Annotated in this window: 18 protein-coding genes and 2 pseudogenes; 10 read left to right on the forward strand and 10 right to left on the reverse strand. The window is 67.2% G+C overall.

Annotation, left to right across the window (positions count from 1 at the left end):
* Nucleotides 1–302 precede the first annotated feature (302 nt).
* A complete protein-coding gene (locus ACIQ0W_RS11675; RefSeq protein WP_396642915.1) occupies nt 303–905 on the forward strand; it encodes a thermonuclease family protein in 603 nt (200 codons plus the stop codon).
* A gap of 123 nt (nt 906–1,028) precedes the next feature.
* The gene (locus tag ACIQ0W_RS11680) at nt 1,029–1,217 is read left to right on the forward strand and encodes a hypothetical protein (RefSeq protein WP_396642916.1); all 189 of its coding nucleotides are present in this window, start codon (nt 1,029–1,031) and stop codon (nt 1,215–1,217) included.
* Nucleotides 1,218–1,359: 142 nt separating this feature from the next.
* On the opposite strand, the gene ACIQ0W_RS11685 is transcribed toward ACIQ0W_RS11680, so the two are convergent.
* Together ACIQ0W_RS11685 and ACIQ0W_RS11690 are read right to left on the reverse strand one after the other, a co-directional pair.
* Nucleotides 1,360–1,878 (reverse strand): DUF6790 family protein, encoded by a 519-nt coding sequence (locus tag ACIQ0W_RS11685; protein ID WP_396642917.1) that lies wholly within the window; start codon nt 1,876–1,878, stop codon nt 1,360–1,362.
* A 30-nt stretch (nt 1,879–1,908) separates the two neighbouring features.
* A complete protein-coding gene (locus tag ACIQ0W_RS11690; protein ID WP_396642918.1) occupies nt 1,909–2,343 on the reverse strand; it encodes a DUF1398 family protein in 435 nt (144 codons plus the stop codon).
* A 141-nt stretch (nt 2,344–2,484) separates the two neighbouring features.
* Between ACIQ0W_RS11690 and ACIQ0W_RS11695 the strand changes: the two genes are divergently transcribed.
* Both ACIQ0W_RS11695 and ACIQ0W_RS11700 read left to right on the forward strand, forming a co-directional pair.
* Entirely contained in the window at nt 2,485–2,925 is a 441-nt protein-coding gene (locus ACIQ0W_RS11695) for a MarR family winged helix-turn-helix transcriptional regulator (RefSeq protein ID WP_396642919.1), read from the forward strand.
* 221 nt (nt 2,926–3,146) lie between these two features.
* Nucleotides 3,147–3,803, forward strand: a complete 657-nt coding sequence (locus tag ACIQ0W_RS11700) for a hypothetical protein (protein WP_396642920.1) — start codon at nt 3,147–3,149, stop codon at nt 3,801–3,803.
* A gap of 166 nt (nt 3,804–3,969) precedes the next feature.
* Here ACIQ0W_RS11700 and ACIQ0W_RS11705 read toward each other — a convergent pair whose 3' ends face one another.
* Nucleotides 3,970–5,256 carry an APC family permease gene (locus ACIQ0W_RS11705; RefSeq protein ID WP_396642921.1) on the reverse strand — a complete coding sequence of 429 codons (1,287 nt, stop codon included), beginning with the start codon at nt 5,254–5,256 and terminating at the stop codon, nt 3,970–3,972.
* Nucleotides 5,257–5,462: 206 nt separating this feature from the next.
* Here ACIQ0W_RS11705 and ACIQ0W_RS11710 point away from each other — a divergent pair, with 206 nt between their 5' ends.
* The 3 genes from ACIQ0W_RS11710 to ACIQ0W_RS11720 are packed head-to-tail and all read left to right on the forward strand — an operon-like array spanning nt 5,463 to nt 6,503.
* Nucleotides 5,463–5,921 carry a nucleotidyltransferase domain-containing protein gene (locus ACIQ0W_RS11710; protein WP_396642922.1) on the forward strand — a complete coding sequence of 153 codons (459 nt, stop codon included), beginning with the start codon at nt 5,463–5,465 and terminating at the stop codon, nt 5,919–5,921.
* A complete protein-coding gene (locus tag ACIQ0W_RS11715) occupies nt 5,918–6,244 on the forward strand; it encodes a DUF86 domain-containing protein (protein ID WP_396642923.1) in 327 nt (108 codons plus the stop codon). The genes ACIQ0W_RS11710 and ACIQ0W_RS11715 overlap by 4 nt, the downstream gene beginning before the upstream one ends.
* A gap of 37 nt (nt 6,245–6,281) precedes the next feature.
* Complete coding sequence (locus tag ACIQ0W_RS11720) at nt 6,282–6,503, forward strand: hypothetical protein (RefSeq protein ID WP_396642924.1); 222 nt, start codon at nt 6,282–6,284, stop codon at nt 6,501–6,503.
* Nucleotides 6,504–6,528: 25 nt separating this feature from the next.
* Here the strand turns inward: ACIQ0W_RS11720 and ACIQ0W_RS11725 are convergent, their stop codons facing one another.
* The 5 genes and pseudogenes from ACIQ0W_RS11725 to ACIQ0W_RS11745 form a co-directional block, all read right to left on the reverse strand.
* On the reverse strand, nt 6,529–7,656 hold the full coding sequence (locus tag ACIQ0W_RS11725; protein ID WP_396642925.1) for a Fic family protein: 1,128 nt from the start codon (nt 7,654–7,656) through the stop codon (nt 6,529–6,531).
* A 171-nt stretch (nt 7,657–7,827) separates the two neighbouring features.
* On the reverse strand, nt 7,828–9,174 hold the full coding sequence (locus ACIQ0W_RS11730) for an FAD-binding oxidoreductase (RefSeq protein WP_396642926.1): 1,347 nt from the start codon (nt 9,172–9,174) through the stop codon (nt 7,828–7,830).
* A 113-nt stretch (nt 9,175–9,287) separates the two neighbouring features.
* Entirely contained in the window at nt 9,288–9,869 is a 582-nt protein-coding gene (locus ACIQ0W_RS11735; protein WP_396642927.1) for a putative glycolipid-binding domain-containing protein, read from the reverse strand.
* A complete protein-coding gene (locus ACIQ0W_RS11740) occupies nt 9,866–10,222 on the reverse strand; it encodes a hypothetical protein (RefSeq protein WP_396642928.1) in 357 nt (118 codons plus the stop codon). The genes ACIQ0W_RS11735 and ACIQ0W_RS11740 overlap by 4 nt, the downstream gene beginning before the upstream one ends.
* 161 nt (nt 10,223–10,383) lie before the next feature.
* Nucleotides 10,384–11,280, reverse strand: a pseudogene (locus ACIQ0W_RS11745) (DUF222 domain-containing protein); the annotation flags it as partial.
* 122 nt (nt 11,281–11,402) lie between these two features.
* Here ACIQ0W_RS11745 and ACIQ0W_RS11750 point away from each other — a divergent pair.
* Nucleotides 11,403–12,752, forward strand: a complete 1,350-nt coding sequence (locus ACIQ0W_RS11750) for an IS256 family transposase (RefSeq protein WP_100813506.1) — start codon at nt 11,403–11,405, stop codon at nt 12,750–12,752.
* A gap of 21 nt (nt 12,753–12,773) precedes the next feature.
* Nucleotides 12,774–13,739: pseudogene (locus ACIQ0W_RS11755) on the forward strand (DUF222 domain-containing protein); the annotation flags it as partial.
* A gap of 184 nt (nt 13,740–13,923) precedes the next feature.
* Here ACIQ0W_RS11755 and ACIQ0W_RS11760 read toward each other — a convergent pair.
* Both ACIQ0W_RS11760 and ACIQ0W_RS11765 read right to left on the reverse strand, forming a co-directional pair.
* Nucleotides 13,924–14,643 (reverse strand): tyrosine-protein phosphatase, encoded by a 720-nt coding sequence (locus tag ACIQ0W_RS11760; RefSeq protein ID WP_396642929.1) that lies wholly within the window; start codon nt 14,641–14,643, stop codon nt 13,924–13,926.
* Nucleotides 14,640–15,122, reverse strand: coding sequence for a carboxymuconolactone decarboxylase family protein (locus ACIQ0W_RS11765; protein ID WP_396642930.1), 483 nt, complete (start codon nt 15,120–15,122; stop codon nt 14,640–14,642). Before ACIQ0W_RS11765 ends, ACIQ0W_RS11760 begins: the two co-directional genes overlap by 4 nt.
* Nucleotides 15,123–15,241: 119 nt before the next feature.
* Between ACIQ0W_RS11765 and ACIQ0W_RS11770 the strand changes: the two genes are divergently transcribed.
* On the forward strand, nt 15,242–16,180 hold the full coding sequence (locus tag ACIQ0W_RS11770) for an alpha/beta fold hydrolase (RefSeq protein ID WP_396642932.1): 939 nt from the start codon (nt 15,242–15,244) through the stop codon (nt 16,178–16,180).
* Nucleotides 16,181–16,329: the final 149 nt, after the last annotated feature.

Consider the following 16,329-nt stretch of genomic DNA (forward strand, 5'->3'; position numbering starts at 1 on the left):
CCAACTCCGCCTGGGCCGTTTGACGCCCATCGAGTTCGAGACCATCATGAACACGACCGCCGCACTGGCGGCGTGACTACAACCTGTCACCTATTCGTGCAGCAGTCCCGGAGCTGTGCGGTCCTTGGTTGCTCGATTTGCTATGCAAGAGTGGGAATGTGGAATGCCGGCCTGCTCCGGGGCAGTCAATCAGTAGCCTCGCCGTGGGCGTGGTTATGTCTGCTTTCGCGCTGGTGCTCGCTGCCTGCACCCCAGCCCCGACTCCGCCCGCCCCGGTACCCGCCTCTCCGCCGGCGCCTGCGATGGCCGACGCCGTCACGTTCGCCGCGGTGATCGACGGCGACACGATCGAGACCAGCGCGGGAACGGTGCGCATCATCGGCATCGACACTCCCGAACGTGGTGAATGCGGCTACGACGAGGCATCCGCCGCTCTTGGTCGTCTGGTCTCCGTCGGCGATCCGCTGGTGCTCTCGTTGCCCGCCGCGCAGAACGATCGGGACGACTACGGCCGGTTGCTGCGCAGCGTCGCGACGGCCGATGGCACCGATCTGGGGCGCGTGCAGATCGACGCGGGCAACGCCGTGGCGCGATACGACTCGAGCGACGGCTACCCGGCGCATCCGCTCGAGGTCGAATACCGCGCGGCTCAGACCGCCGTGCTGGGTGCGGACCGCAACGTGGTCACGTCCGCGTGCCAGGGCGGGGTGGCTCCCGCTCCGCCGCTGGGTGACAGCTGGTGGCAGACGTACTCGTCGTGCACGAAGCTCTCGCGCAACGAGGTCGGGCATCCGACCGGGCCGTTTAACCGCGACGACCCCGCGCAGACCGCGATCTATGACTGGTTCGCGTTCGGCACCGGCAACAACGGCGACGGCGACGGGGACGGACTCGCCTGCGAGTAGTAGTGCGACGCCGGGTGCCGCACAGCCGAGTTCGCCGCCCCCGGTCATCTGCCGCCCGGTGTGCCGACGGCATGTCGACTCATCGTGCTCGATAGCCTCAACGCAGGATCGAGAGGGAGACGCATGGAGAACGACTACACAGGCTGGGCCGCGGGCTTCGGAATCGTCGGATTCCTCATCGCGATCGTGTTGTACCTCGGGATGCTCGCGCTCACGCTGTGGGTGTTCTACCTGATCATCCGCACGGCCGTGAAGAACGGCATCCTGAAGGCCGACGAGGAGCGTCGACGCCGGTCGCATCCGCTGCAGTAGGACTGAGCAGGGCGACATTTCCCCGCAGGGGCCGGGAGGCGAACCGCGAGGGACGGACTCGCCCGCGACGGCACGACGCCGGACGCCACTGCGCGCGCGGCGGCATCCGGTGTCGTCGTGTGTGGTCGACGCGTCATCCCGTCTACGCCCACACGGAGTAGTAGGTGGCGACAAGGAACGCCGGCACCGCGAAGTCGATGAACAAGATCGCGGTGTTGTTGATGGCGAAGTTGCGGTCCCTGATCATGGCGCGAATGTGACCGATGCCGCAGCCGATCCGGAAGATCGCGTTGCTCAAGATCACGGCGAGCGCGAAGTCGGGACCGTAGCCGCTCGCGAGGAGCGCGACGATGCCCATGGCGAGATCGGCGAAGCCGACCTCGAGCTCGTAGGGGCTCTTGTCGAAGCCGATGGTCTGTGAGATCCGTCGGCCGAAGAAAATGTGCGAGATGCCGGCGCCGACACCCGCCCACCCGATGAGGTAGACGATCGCGTTGGCGAGGAAGGTCGGGCCCCCGTCATCCTCGACGCCGCCGGCGAACTGGAGGATCGTGGCGCCGATGAACAGGATGACCCCGATGAAGGGCAGCAGGCCCCCGATGACAGACCCCCTGCGGGATCGCGGGGTCTGGACGGTTCGGGTCGATTCGGTCGTTTCCATTTCTATCTCTCCTCTGTGGCTGTTTGGTGTTTACGCGGCGGGTAACGCGGCGGGGAGCTCGACGGCGTCGTACTGCTCGACGTACGTCTCGCCGAAGCATCCGTAGTATGTGCAGGTGCGCTCGGCGGTGTCGACCTCGTAGCGGATGACGCCGGCGTTGAAGCTGGCCTCGACGAACTGCGGGAACGTGGTCTCGCCTCGCTGGTCGGCCCGAAGCGCGGATATCAGAGCGGCCTCGTCGAAGGGCGGAACGACCACCGGCTCGGTGTGCAGCAGCGCTCCGGGTCGCAGCACGGCACCCTCGGCGGTGACGAACACCATCGACATCGACGGCACATCGAAGTAGTTGCGGGTGATGCCGGCCTGGCGCATGGCCTCGGCGAGGTAGGGGAATCCGCCGACCTTCGGGCGGACGGCCGCACCATATGCGGTCGCGGCGGTCACTGTGTCGATGAGTTCGCTCATGGGTTTTCTCCTTCAGCTCGGTGGACTCCCCGGTCGTCTGTGCGGGGATTGACATCAGTATGTCCACATGACACCTATGAGTCAAGACATGAATGAAGAGTCAGGATGCGACACGCGTGCCGAGTGGGTAAGGTCATCGCTATGACGGACGAAACCGACGTGGAGCGGCTGTACTCGGAACTCTTCGAGGCGGCCGGAGCCGGGCGGCGGCTCGGTGAAGGAATCGCCGCGCGAGCCGGGCAGACGCAGGCTCGGTGGCAGACGCTGTGGACGATCGGCGCCGGATCACTCACCGTGCCGCAGATCGCCCGGCGCCTGGGCGTGAGTCGTCAGCACACCCTGCGCTTGACGAATGACCTCGCGCGTGAGGGCTTGGTCGAGTTGGTGCCAAACCCCGACCACAAGACCTCACCGCTCATCGAGCTGACCCCGGCCGGTCGGGAGACCCTCGCCGAGATCAACACGGCCGCGGCGGAGTCGAACCGGGCGCTGCTGCGGGAGCTTTCGGAGCACGACGTCGCCCAGTTGCGCTCGCTCCTTCAGCGCTTCACGGCGATCGTGAAGTCGAACGAGGTCGGCTAGCGCGAAGCGGTGTGCTCTCGTCTAGATGGGAGCGGAGCGAGTTGAAGCACCTAGCGGGCATCCGCTGGTCCATGCTGTGGCGCCCCTAAGCTCGAGTCGTGACGAGCAGAGCGCGGCCCCACCGCCGCGGGGGTCTGCTCCCACCTGATCAATACCGGATTCTTTTCCGTCTTTCGCCGGTGGTCGCGGTGGTCGGAATGGTCGGAGGGGCGTGGTTTCTGGTGCGCGCCATTCTCGTGTGGGGTGTCGGCGGGGGAGAGTATCCCTTCGGCGCAGACATGGTGGTCGCACTCGTCGTCATCGGTGCGTGGGTGCTCGCGGTCATCCTGATACTCACGCCGCCGAGTGCCGTGCTGGCGCGGCCTTCGCAACGCCCGATCAGGGGTCTCGTATGGCCCTTGGCTCGGTGGTGGCGGACGTGGCACTTCGCCGCCATCCCCTTGATCGGGGTCCTTGCGGCCCTGGCACCCTTCACGATTGTGACGGCGCTCGGAGGGACCCCGGGCGTCGAGCCGAACCTGCTGGTCGGGCTGCCCTTCGGCATTCTTCTCAACGCGTTCGCGCTGACGGCGACCTGGGTGGTTCTTCGTGGGTCATGGCTCGGCGTCGAAGTGACGGACACCCACCTGATCGCTCGTGGGTACTTTGTCTCGCGCCGGTTCGCGAAGGAGGAGGTCGTTGGAGCTCGCGTTGGCGCGGTCACCGGACTCGCCGAATTCGTCCTGAGCACGCTGATGAACCGGACGGTGATGGAAACTGTCCGGCTGACCTTGCGCGACGGCTCTCGACGGACCCTCTACGCGAGCAACTCCTCGTCCAACGACCTCGCTCGCGGCGCTTCCCTCATACAGGCCTGGTGCGCTTCGTCGGAGGAGTGACCGCGGCCGCGTCGTGCGTGTGCTCCGCGGCGCGTGCTGCGCAGGATCGGTCAGTTGGGTCTGTTCCCACGCTCGGTCTCGGCGCCCTTCGGCGAGTGGGCTTGCTGCGAAGCATCCGTCACCGAAGACTTGTGGGCTCCGATCGGGGCGCGTCAGGCCGAGCGCATCACGCCGAGCGCTCCCGCGCCTTCACAGCAACCACCTGGCCGATGAAGATCGCCGCGGCCACCGAGGCAGCGACGACGACCGTGAGCGGGTCATCTTGAATCTTCAGGATCGTGAAGGGGATCAGGATCGCGAGGTCGAGCACGATCGTGAGCACCGGCAACCAGCGCACCGCGTGGATCTTCTCGCGCAGATGCCGGATGACGCCCCACTGCACGGCGATGTCCATCGTGAGGTACAGCAGGGCACCCATCGAGGCGATCTGCGTGAGGTCGAGGAACGCGGTCGTGACGATCGCGAGGCCCGCCGTGATGATGAGCGGCTGGTGGTGCACCTTCGCGGGCAGCGCGGGCGCCTGGCGCATGACTTGCAGCATCGCGTAGAGCCGAGACACCGAGTAGAGGCTCGCCAGCAGCCCCGAGACGGTCGCGACCACCGCGATCGCCACCGTGATGCCCACACCCCACGAACCGAACAGCGGCTCGGCCGCCTGCGCGAGCGCGTAGTCGCGGGCGTCGGCTGCGCCCTCCGCGCCGATGCTCGACGCGACGGAGATCGTGATGAGCAGGTACAGCGCGGCGCAGATCGCGAGCGAGATCACGATCGAGCGGGCGATGTTCTTCTTCGGGTCGCGGATGTCGTCGCCCTGATTGGTGATCGTGGTGAAGCCCTTGTAGGCCAGCACGCACAGGGTTGTTCCCGCCAAGAGCCCGAACACGTCGGGTGCATCGCCCGAGGCATGGGCGAAGAGTCCGTCGCCCGCGACGGCCGTGCCGACGATTCCGGCGATGGCGAGCACTGCGATGCCCAGGATCTTCGCCACGGCCGTGGTGGTGGCGGATGCCTCGACCAGCCGGTTGCCGAGCAGATTCACGATCGCGGCGGCGGCGATCACGATCACGCCGAGCAGCGGCACGAGCACGACCGAGTCCTGCAGCCCGAACGACCGGAGTAGGTAGGTGCCGAACGTGCGCGCGAGCAGGCTCTCGGCGACGACCATCGACACGTACATGAAGAGCGAGAAGGAGCCGGCGATCACACCCGGGCCGTAGGCATCCTTCAGCAGCATCGCGATGCCACCCGAACTGGGGTTGACGCTGGAGTATCGGATGTAGGAGTAGGCGCTCGCGCCCGCGACGATCGCACCCAGCAGGAAGGCGAGGGGGAACCAGTCGCCCGCGAGGCCGGCGACCTGGCCGACGAGCGCGAAGATGCCCGCGCCGATCATGACGCCGGTTCCGAGCGAGACCGAGCCGGCGAGCGAGATCCGAGCCTTGTCGTCACTCATGCGTGCCTCCCTGATCGCTCCGTCGGCGAACGGCCAACCCGTCGCTGCGTCGGCCACGGTAGTGGGGCCCCGGACGATGCGCACGGCCTTGACATGGTCGCGAAAACTGTCCGAGACGCTGAGAGACGGAGGGAGGAGCTACCGCACGGCTCGCTCGCGATGAGCAGAATATGTGCAAAAATATGTACATCGTCTGGAGGTGGAGTATGTCGAACGTCGTACCGGTAGCCGAAGCGCGCAACGGGCTCTCGCGGACGCTGCGGGCGTTTCGTGCCGACCCCGCCACGGGCGCTGTCGTGATCGGTTCGCATCGCAAGCCCGAGGCCGTGCTGATGCCCTTCGCCGCGTTCGAGCGACTGGCGGCCGAGCCATCCGGCGTCTCTCTCGACACGTTGCGTTCCCTCGCGCCGATCATCGCCAAGCTCGCGACCGCAGCGAACCTCGCCGACGTGCGGGTGTACGGTTCGGTCGCGCGGGGCGAGCAGACGGGGGCGAGCGACGTCGACCTGCTTGTGACTCCTCTGGAGGGCTCCACGCTCTTCGACGTCGCACAGTTCGAGATCGACCTCGAACTGTTGCTCGGGACGAAAGTCTCGGTGACGCCGATCGCGGCTCTGGATGCCGACAGTGACTCCGAGATCCTGCGGGAGAGCGTGGCGCTGTGAGGGACGAGGACCGGGTCGAGCGCTGGATCGCCGACCTGATCTCCACCCTCGACCAGGCGGCCGAGCTGGTGGCCCGAGGCGAAGAGGCGTACTCGCGGGACCCGGCCCTGCCGCTCGCGTTTGAGGCGTTGTCGAACCGTGTCGGCGAGCTCGCGAAGCGTCTTGTCGCGGCGGCACCCGAGCGCTTCGCGAGCGCGGTGTTCCGGCAGGCGGCGCGCAACCGCGACTTCGTCGCACATCACTATGACCGCATCGACCACGCCATCCTCTGGCGCACGGTGCGCGACGGCTTTCCGCTGCTGCGTTCCGAGCTGGTGAGCTGACCGCCCGATACTCTTCTGGCAAACGAGGGGGATGACAATGAGGTTATGGCTGGCGATCGGCGTGATCGCGTTTGGGCTGGTGACCGTCGCGGCCGGCGTCGTCGCGTTCTACCGGCACGCGATCATCGCGGACGAAACCGGTATCAGCGGCTGGAACCCCGCCCTGTGGTTGGTGATGTTCGCCGGCGCGGCCGTGTTCTTGCTCGGAACTGCGCAGATCGCGGATGCCGTGGCCTCGCGTCCGGAGCGGCCCGAGTAGAAACCGGCTGCTCGCTTCGACAGGCTTAGCGACCGGAGGCATCCTTCATCATCGCCGCCTGGATGCGCCGATCCAGCTCTTCCAGCTCGCCCAGTGCGTCCGGCGCGGCCCAGACCCGGTCGCGCTTGCGGCCGGTGATCTCGGTGATAATGCCGGCATCGGTCAATCGATCGATCGCGCTGTACGAGGCGGCGGTCGCTGAGCCGGATGCGGCGACGATCTCTTCCGCGCTCATCACCGGGTTGTCGAGGAAGCCGTCGAGGATTCGCTCGGCGACGGGACTCGCCCGCCCGGGCAGGAGCCGCTTCCACTCTCCCGGCAGTGCATTGAACTCGTTCATCGAAGCGCGGCTTTCGATCGCCGCGATCCGCGCCGAACGCGCGATGATCTGTGTGATCGCTGCGACCTGGCCGACGCGGTAGGCGGTGAGTGCGGAGAAGTACTCGTCGCGCACGGCGAGCAGTCCGCTCGCCAGCGGGATGACGATGTTGCGTGCGACGCCGCGGCGCCGAAGGACCGCGCTGATGAGGGCCCTGCCGATGCGGCCATTGCCGTCGGTGAACGGGTGGATGGACTCGAACTGGGCGTGCGCGATCGCGGCTTGAATAAGGGTCGGTATGTCGTCTCGTGACACCCACCCGAGCAGGTCTTCGACCAGTTCGGGTACGAGCTCGGGAGGTGGAGGGACGAACAGCGCGCCGCGGGGACTGTGGTCGCTTCCTCCGATCCAGTTCTGCATGTCGCGAAACCTGCCCGCGTAGTGCGCTTCGGTCGCGTCGCTCGCCATGAGGTCCTGGTGAGCGGATAGGAGATCGTCGAGCCCGATACTCCCGTTCTCGCCCGCTCGTTCCACCATGCGTAGCAGCGCAGCGGACGCGGCCACCATGCTCGTGGCGCTCGCGTTCGCGCGGCTGCCCGCCAGCGCGCGGGCGTAGTCGTCGACGCTCGCCGATACGTGCTCGATCTTCGACGAGGCGGCGGACTCGGTGCGGAGCAGGAACCGGCCAAGCGCGCGGGAGTTGCCCCGGGCGTCGCTGTCGGTCGACACGATCTCCACCACGGCTCGCTCGATGAGCGCCGCGACGTCCTGCGCCGGGGTATACGTCAGCTCGGCGATCCGCGGAGGGACCGACGTGTCGACGTGCCGAAGCATCCGGTCTTCGCGGCTGCCCGCGCGCACCGACTGTCGCCATTCGCGTCGCTCGGTCGTGTGAGCGGGCCATGACGGGCTAGCGGGCGGAATAACGACTGGCACTATTCCATTTTAGTCCGCTAGGCGGAATAAAGGAGAGTGTTGTTCCTGGTTCGCTTCGCGCCGGCCTATTCACCGCCGGGCGAACACCCCACCCGGATCGTGCGCGGCCCGCACCTCGTCGAGCCGGGTGCGTTGGTCGGCGCTCCACGTGTTGGCGAAGGCATCCGGAGCGTTCGCACGTCCCACGAAGTTCACCAGCGGCGTGGGCGCGTGCCAGGGCGCGGTCGCGTCGAGCACCGAGCGAGCGGCGGACAGCCGGACCTCTTCGGTGAGCGTGGGCACCGGCGCGGCATAGACGTTCAGCAGGTGCTGTGTGGAGCGGCCACCGACGGCATCCGGTTGGGTCGCGTGCAGCGTCGCCCCGCCGATCGTCCGGATCTCGACGGCGGACAGGGGCAGATCGACGTCGAGCCCGCCCGCGGCGAGCAGGGCGTCGACGGTCGCCTGCTCGAGGGTCTCAAGCGACGCGGTGCCGTTGGCGACGGGCATGGGCGCGGTCGGGTCGGCGTGGATCGACCCCACCTGCGCGTAGGGCAGCACGCCGACGGTGTCGAGCAGGGGCGTCGCGACGGCGCGCAGGGGAGCGAGCTGCGCCTGGGCGGCGTCGAGCGTGTCGAGGCTCGCGAAACGTATGTACGCGACGTGCTTGCCGCTGAGTGCAGGCGGCAGCGCGGGGGAGTCGGGAAAGCGCAGCAGCGCGACCGAGGTCGTCGTCGAGTCGGGCAGCGCGGGCGCCCAGCCGGCGTATGCGCCCAGGACATCGGATGCCGCATCCGCACCGAAGTACACGCCACCGCCCACGATCTCGGCGTACGGCAGTAGCGCGACCGTCACGGCCGTGACCACGCCGAACCCGACCTTGCCGCCGCGCAGGGCCCAGAACAGGTCGGGGTGCGCGTCGCGCGACACGGTGATCGGCCCGTCCGCGGCGGTCACGACCTCGAACGAGCGCACGTGGTCGGAGCTGTAGCCGAACGAGCGGGCGAGCGGGCCGATGCCCCCGCCCAGCAGGTAGCCGGCGACGCCCACGGACGGCGCCGATCCGCACGGCGCGGCGAGCCCGTGCGCTGTGGCGGCCGCGACGACGGGCGCCCACGAGCATCCGGCACCGATGCGGACCGTGCGGGCCGCGGCATCCACCTCGACCGTGTCGAGAGGGCGCAGGCTGATCGCGGCGCCCTCGGTGAGCGGCTCGAGGCGGCCGTGGCCGGAGCCCAGCGCGGTGAGCCGCGTGCCCTGTTCGGCGGCGACATCGACTGCCGAGGCAACATCCTTGTGCGTCTGCGCATCCACGACCACCGCCGGCGCGACCTCGACACCCAGGTCGAAGCCCGCCACGGCGTTCGCGTAGCCGGCGTCGCCGGGGGCGAGGACGTGCGAGATGCCCGCGCGGCGGAAGGCGTCGATCGTGCTCATGGCTGGACTCCTCACCTGCCCTGCTGGCTTTTGTCGCGTCCATCACACCAGGCCGAGCCCGTTCGTCGCTAGCAGTCCATCAGCTCAGCTCACGGCCTTGGTCCGCTCCCGCGCTACACCTCTCTTGTGGCTATGCCGGGGTACTCCAGCACGAGCCCGGCGGCGTCGTAGCGGAGGTCGCATTCGAAGCCGAACGTCGACGACTCGTAGTGGAACGTCGAGAAGTCAGGGGTGGTCTCGCGGAGCGTATAGCGCTGCTCCAGACGCTCGACGCGCAGGTCGGAGGCTCGCACATAGGCTGCCGGGACATCGACGGCTGTGCCGACCACGAATTCGAGCCGGTGCAGGGGCAGGGTGTTGGTGACCGCCGAGGACTCGAAGTCGATGTCGACGCAACCCGTGAGATCCGGGCGAGGATCGCCGTCGACGGTCCATGCGTCGGCGCCGTTGCGAGTCAGTGTGATCACCCGTTTTCCCGAGACCGTTTCGTTGGTGGCGTGCACGGTCAGAGTTCGCCAGGAACGGTCCACCGTCACGTCGTACCCGACGGACCACGATGCTGTCGCCTCCGTTGCGGTGGTCCGCCCTCGCAGCCTGTGTCCGGATGGGACGTCTGTGAAGAACGCGACCTCGTAGCCTGCTCGCGCGCCTCGATGGCTCCACCCGGCGGACGCAGGAAGCGGCCGCAGTCTCATGCGAGATCCAGCGGGCGAAGCAGGTCCTCGGGAGCAGGGAAGGGCACCGCGTAGGAGGTCTGCGGGGCGGTCATGTCTCCCCAGTCATCCTTCTTCACCCGGATACCGGAGGTGGAGACCTCGGCGATCCGGACGCGCAGCCAGTCGCCGCTCTCGAGCCGGAGCTCATAGGGGTCGGCGAGGTATCCGATACCGAGTGCGTCGAGGGTCTCTTCGGCGTGAATCCAGTCGACGGAGTCGGTGCGCGGGCGGCCCAGCAGGTCGATCGCGACGAAGCCGTCGCCGGCGGGCTTCATCCATCCCACGCGTTCGCCGTCGTCGGAGCGACGGTGCTCGATCCAATCGGGGTCCATGGGTTCGAGGGTAGCGAGGGGGCGAGCTGCGGGCTTGATCGTACGCGGGTTCCGCTCGGCGAGCTCAGCGACCGTGGAGCGCGGGTGGTGGCTTCGACGAGCTCAGCCACCGTGTTGCGCAGGTGGTCGCTTCGACGAGCTCAGCGACCGTGCGTGCGTGCTCAGAAGGGGATGGGTTCGAGGGGGTCGAAGTCGAGGTTCTCGTATTCGATGTCGTCGGGTTCGAGTTCTTCGGGCACGCGCGTCATTGTCTCGGGTGCCCAGGGTTCGGGTATTTCGTGTTCGGGGTCGGGTGCGAATTCGATGGTGCTGATGGGTTTGTCGATGTAGATGCGTCCGGTGGGGCTGGTCCATTCGAGGATCCCGCCGGGGAGCTGTCGGACGGTCCAGGCGGTGTTGTGTTTGAGCATGTGGTGTCTCTCGCAGAGCAGTGCGAGGTTGTATTCGCAGGTGACGCCGCCGTGGGCGTGGTCGAGGGTGTGGTCAACATCGCAGCGTTTGGCGGGCATGCGGCATCCGGGGAATCGGCAGTGTTGGTCGCGGATGGTGAGGTGTCTGCGTTGTTGTTCGCTGGGTCGGTATCGGTCGACGGCGAGGACTTGGCCGGAGATGGGGTGGGTGAGGATCCGGTCCCATCCGGGTGCTCCGGCGGTGAGCATGCACGCGGTTTGCGGGTCGACGGGGGAGTGGCCGACCAAGAAAGCGGTCTCATACGGATCGGTGATGCGCTTCTCGATCAGCGACATGACCGGGACGGTGATCTGGACGCTCGCGCGGATCGCAGCGAGGTCGGTGGGTCCGCCGTCGTGCGCGGTGGGCGCGGCGGTGAGGAGCAGATCGCCGAGAATGTCGGCACGGACCTGATCGGTCGTGCGGGAGTCATCCGCTTCGCCCTCGCGCTCCTTATCGCTGAGGCGCGCATCGATCACGGATCGTGCCATCTCGCTGAGTCGGTCGTGGACGCCGTGCGCGACGACGGCGGGCAGGAGTGCCCGGAGCTCGGCCATCCCATCGTCGACATCGGTCACCCACACGGCGCGGTCTTCGACGGCGCGGCGGTGGCGTTGCTCGAACGTCGTATCGGCGTACCATTCCGCCCGCCGCTTCGCGAGGGGCGGAGGGTGTCAGATCGTTTGTGTAAGGGGTGTCTGCTTCTTATGGAAGGACGACACTGATGACCATGATCGACAAAGAAGCTCGAGCGGAGCGACGGCGACGGCAGGAGGAAGGCTCCAGACGGCTGCGTGAGTCGGGGGTGCTGGATGATCTGTTCGCGAAGATTGATGCTGGCGAGGTGCAGCTCGATGGCAGGGACGGGTTGATCCAGCAGTTGATCAAGACGGGTCTCGAGCGTGGTCTGGGCGCTGAGCTGACCGAACATGTCGGTTACGAGCGTGGTGATCCCGAGGCGCCGCTGCATGACAACTCCCGCAATGGTTCGTTCCCGAAGACGGTCTCGACGGTCGCTGGCGATGTCGAACTCTCGATCCCGCGGGACCGGAACGGGACGTTCATCCCGAGGCTGGTGCCGGTCGGCCAGCGTCGCCTCGGCGGGTTGGACGAGATGATCGTGTCGCTCTATGCCGGCGGAATGACGGTGCGCGATATCGAACACCACTTGGCGTCGACGATCGGCACCGAGATCAGTCGCGAGACGATCTCCAAGATCGTCGACGAGATCTCCGACGAGGTCCTTGCCTGGCAGTCTCGGCCGCTGGAAGCGTTCTACCCGGTCATCTACTTGGACGCGATCGTGGTGAAAGTCCGCGACGGCGGACACGTGCGCAACAAGGCCGCTCACATCGCGGTCGGCGTCGATATGGAAGGCGTCAAGCACGTCCTGGGCATTTGGGTGCAGCAAGCCGAGGGCGCGAAGTTCTGGGCCTCCGTCTGCGCCGAGCTCGCCAATCGCGGCGTCCGCGACGTGCTCATCGTCTGCTGCGATGGGCTCACCGGCTTCCCAGAAGCGATCGAGGCGACCTGGCCTGAATCGCTCGTGCAGACCTGCGTCGTTCATCTGATCCGAGCGTCAATGCGGTTCGTCTCCTACGGGCAACGCAAAGCCGTCGCCGCCGCGTTGAAGCTGATCTATCAAGCCCCCGACGCGGACGCGGCGAGGGCAGCGCTGGAGGCGTTCGCGGCCTCCGATCTGGGTCAGGGCAATCCGCACACGGTCGCCGCGTTCGAGAACGCGTGGGAGCGGTTCACCCCGTTCCTGGGGTTCCCGCCCGAAGTCAGGCGGGTGGTCTATACGACGAACGCGATCGAGTCGCTGAACTTCCAGCTGCGGAAAGTGACCAAGAACCGGGGTCACTTCCCGAACGACGCGGCAGTCGTCAAGCTGCTCTGGCTCGCGATCTGCAACATCGAAGACAAGCGAGCCCTCGAGCGGGCGAAGGAACGCGGCAAGCCCTCGAACGAACGCAAAGCCCCACCGCGGCTGGTCGAAGGCGCCGTCACCACGAACTGGAAGAAGGCGCTCTCGCAGCTCGCGATCGCGTTCCCCGACCGAATCAACCCCTACCTCTGACCACCCACCGATGCCCGCTTACACAAACAACTTGACAGGCTCAAGCGGCGGGCTGAATGGTACGCCGACACCACGTTCGAGCAACGCCACCGCCGCGCCCTCGAAGACCGCGCCGTGTGGGTCACCGACCTGGACGATGGGATGGCCGAGCTTCGGGCGCTTCTGCCCGCCGTCGTCGCACACGGCGTGCACGACCGGCTCAGCGAGATGGCACGATCCGTCATCGACGCGCGCCTCAGCGATAAGGAGCGCGAGGGCGAAGCGGATGACTCCCGCACGACCGATCAGATCCGTGCCGACATCCTCGGCGATCTGCTCCTCACGGCCGCGCCCACCGCGCACGACGGCGGACCCACCGACCTCGGTGCGATCCGCGCGAGCGTGCAGATCACCGTCCCGGTGATGAGCTTGATCGAAAAACGCATCACCGACCCCTACGAAACCGCATTCCTCGTCGGACACTCCCCCGTCGACCCGCAAACCGCGTGCATGCTCACCGCCGGAGCACCCGGATGGGACCGGATCCTCACCCACCCCATCTCCGGCCAAGTCCTCGCCGTCGACCGATACCGGCCCAGCGAACAACAACGCAGACACCTCACCATCCGCGACCAACACTGCCGATTCCCCGGATGCCGCATGCCCGCCAAACGCTGCGATGTCGACCACACCCTCGACCACGCCCACGGCGGCGTCACCTGCGAATACAACCTCGCACTGCTCTGCGAGAGACACCACATGCTCAAACACAACACTGCCTGGACCGTCAAACAACTCCCCGGCGGCGTCCTCGAATGGACCAGCCCCACCGGACGCATCTACCTCGACAAACCCATCAGCACCATCGAATTCGCACCCGACCCCGAACACGAACTACCCGAACCATGGGCACCCGAGACGATGACGCGCGTGCCAGACGAACTCGACCCCGACGACATCGAATACGACAACCTCGAATTCGACCCACTCGAACCCATCCCCTTCTGACCCACGTCCCGCCCGTTCAGCGAGAACATCGAGAACACCGAGAACACCGAGAACACCGAGAGCACCGAGACGAACGCACGCACGCACGCACGCACGTTTCGACTCATCGCGTCGTTCCCCCGCTCAACGATCGAAATGGCGATCAGGACGAGGCGACCAGCACGAGGCGATCAGGACGAGGCGATCAGGACGAGGCGACCAGCACGCGACGCAGCTCGGCGATCTCGTCGTCCGCGAGTCCGTGGGCCTCGAGGAATCCGACCGGCGACCCGTATCGCTCGCCCAATCGATCCAGAAGTCGCTGCATGACCGGCGCCGGCGAACGCGTCGCGAGCTGCTCGATGTTGACGGCCTCGGGATGCACGGCGCGGATCCGCTCGACGACCTCACGGTTGCGCTTCTCCGGCAGCAGCGTCTCGGTGCGCGCGTAGTCGGCGATGACGGCGTCGCGATCGACACCCGCGGCAAGCAGGGTGAGCGCGACGGTCACGCCGGTCCGGTCTTTGCCGACCGTGCAGTGCACCAACACCGGCTGATCTTCGACGATTGCGCGGACGACCTCGACGACCCGCGCGGCCGAGGCATCGATCATCTGCCCGTACATCGCATCCAGATCCATGTCCTGCGCGAAGAAAGACCCGACCGAACCGTGGAAAAGCGGCACGCGCACGGTCTCTGCGCCCTCGGTCCCGAGACTCGGCGAGCGCTCGACCTCTTCGTCCGCACGGAGATCGACCACACGCCGCAGACCGAGGGTGCCGAGAGCGGTACGCCCCGGATCGGCGACGGCGGCGAGGTTGCCGGAGCGGAACAGGACGCCGTGCCGCGTCACCCCGCCGTCGGCGGGCAGACCACCGGTGTCCCGGAAGTTCAGCACTCCGGGAATGAGGGATGCATCACTCACGCCGTGCTCGCCGCATCCGTCTCGAGCGGTGGCACGGGGTACCGACCCGCGATCGCCACACGGTTGAACGCGTTGATCGAGACGCTCAACCAGCTGATGGCGGTGTACTCCTTCTCCGAAAGGACGCCTCCGACGCGATCGTAGACCTCGTCCGAGATGCCGCCCTCGTGGATGAACGTGAAGGCCTCCGCGAGTTCGAGAGCCGCTCTGTCCCGCTCCGAGAACACCCCCGACTCTTCCCACGTCGGCAGCTGAGCGACGAGGTCCGCCGTCCCACCAGCCTGGATCAGCCGTGCCACGTGGATGCGGGCACAGTAGGCACACCCGTTCAACTGCGAGATGTGCAGCAGCACGATCTCGCGCAGACGCTCGTCGATGCCGTTCTCGCGAGCGATGAGGCCGACAGCCTTCGAGAACGCATCGAGAGTGTGGAAAGCGGTGGGCTCCGCGCGGGAGAGGTGCACCCGCGGCTGAGTCATGAGCTCATTCTATCCGCGCGCCGCCCCACGATACCCGGTACCGCGAATTCGGCGCACCGCGGCGAAACAGCGGCAGAATGGGCACGACCGTGCTTCCGAGCCGTAGAGGACCCTCCCCGATGAGTGACACTTTCGACGAGTTCTCGTTCGTCGCCGAGCAGGCCCAGGCCGCGGGAATCACGAAGCCCGAGACGGCCCATGAGCGCCTCACGATCCGGCTCGAGGACGGACGCAGCCTGAGCGCGCTGCGCTGGGGATCCGAGAGCCCGAGGGTGACGTTCCTGCACGGCGCCGGCCTGAATGCCCACACGTGGGACACGACGATCCTGGCGCTCGGCATTCCCGCGCTCGCGATCGACCTGCCCGGGCACGGCGACTCGTCCTGGCGCGACGACGCCGACTACCGCCCGCGAACGATCGCACCCGACATCGCTGCCGCCCTGGAGGCATGGACGGATGCCCCTCAGCTGCTCGTCGGTCAATCTCTCGGCGGTATCGTCGCGGCGGCCGTGGGTGCGGCGCATCCGGCGTTCGTGGAATCGCTCGTCATCGTCGACGTCACTCCCGGGATCGACCCCGGCGAGGGTCCCGCGGTGCTTCGTGAATTCTTCTCCGGTCCGACCGACTACGCCACCCGCGACGAACTCGTCGAGCGGGCCATGGCCTTCGGTCTCGGCGGGGATCGTCGGGCCACCGAGCGCGGTGTCTACCTGAACACCCGTGTGCGCCCGGACGGCCGCGTCGAGTGGAAGCACCACATGGCTCGCCTGGCCGCGACAGCACTCGCGCCCGCCTCATCCGAGGCCCCCGCACCGGGCGCCGGCGCACCCGCACACGAGCCGGTGCTGGGCGGCCGCGGCTGGGACGACCTCGCGGCGGTTCGCGCACCCCTGATGCTCATCCGGGGAACGCAGGGTTACGTGACTCCGGCGAACCTCGAGGAGTTCGAGCGGCGCCTGCCCCACGCATCCGTGGTCGAGGTGGAAGCGGGTCACAACGTCCAAGAGAACATCCCCGTAGAACTTGCGAACCTCGTGCGCGATCGGATCGCCGACTGAGCAGACTGCGCACCTCGGGAACGTATGACGCGCGTGTGACGTTACAGATAGGCGTCGAGTCGGATGCACCGGGCTGAGCGCTCTAGGCTGGGTGATCGCAGCAATGACGCACCCTGAGATTTTTCCAGCCGCGGCGCTCGCACAGCAAT

Source organism: Microbacterium sp., assembly GCF_044340635.1.
In the GTDB taxonomy this organism is placed as follows: domain Bacteria; phylum Actinomycetota; class Actinomycetes; order Actinomycetales; family Microbacteriaceae; genus Microbacterium.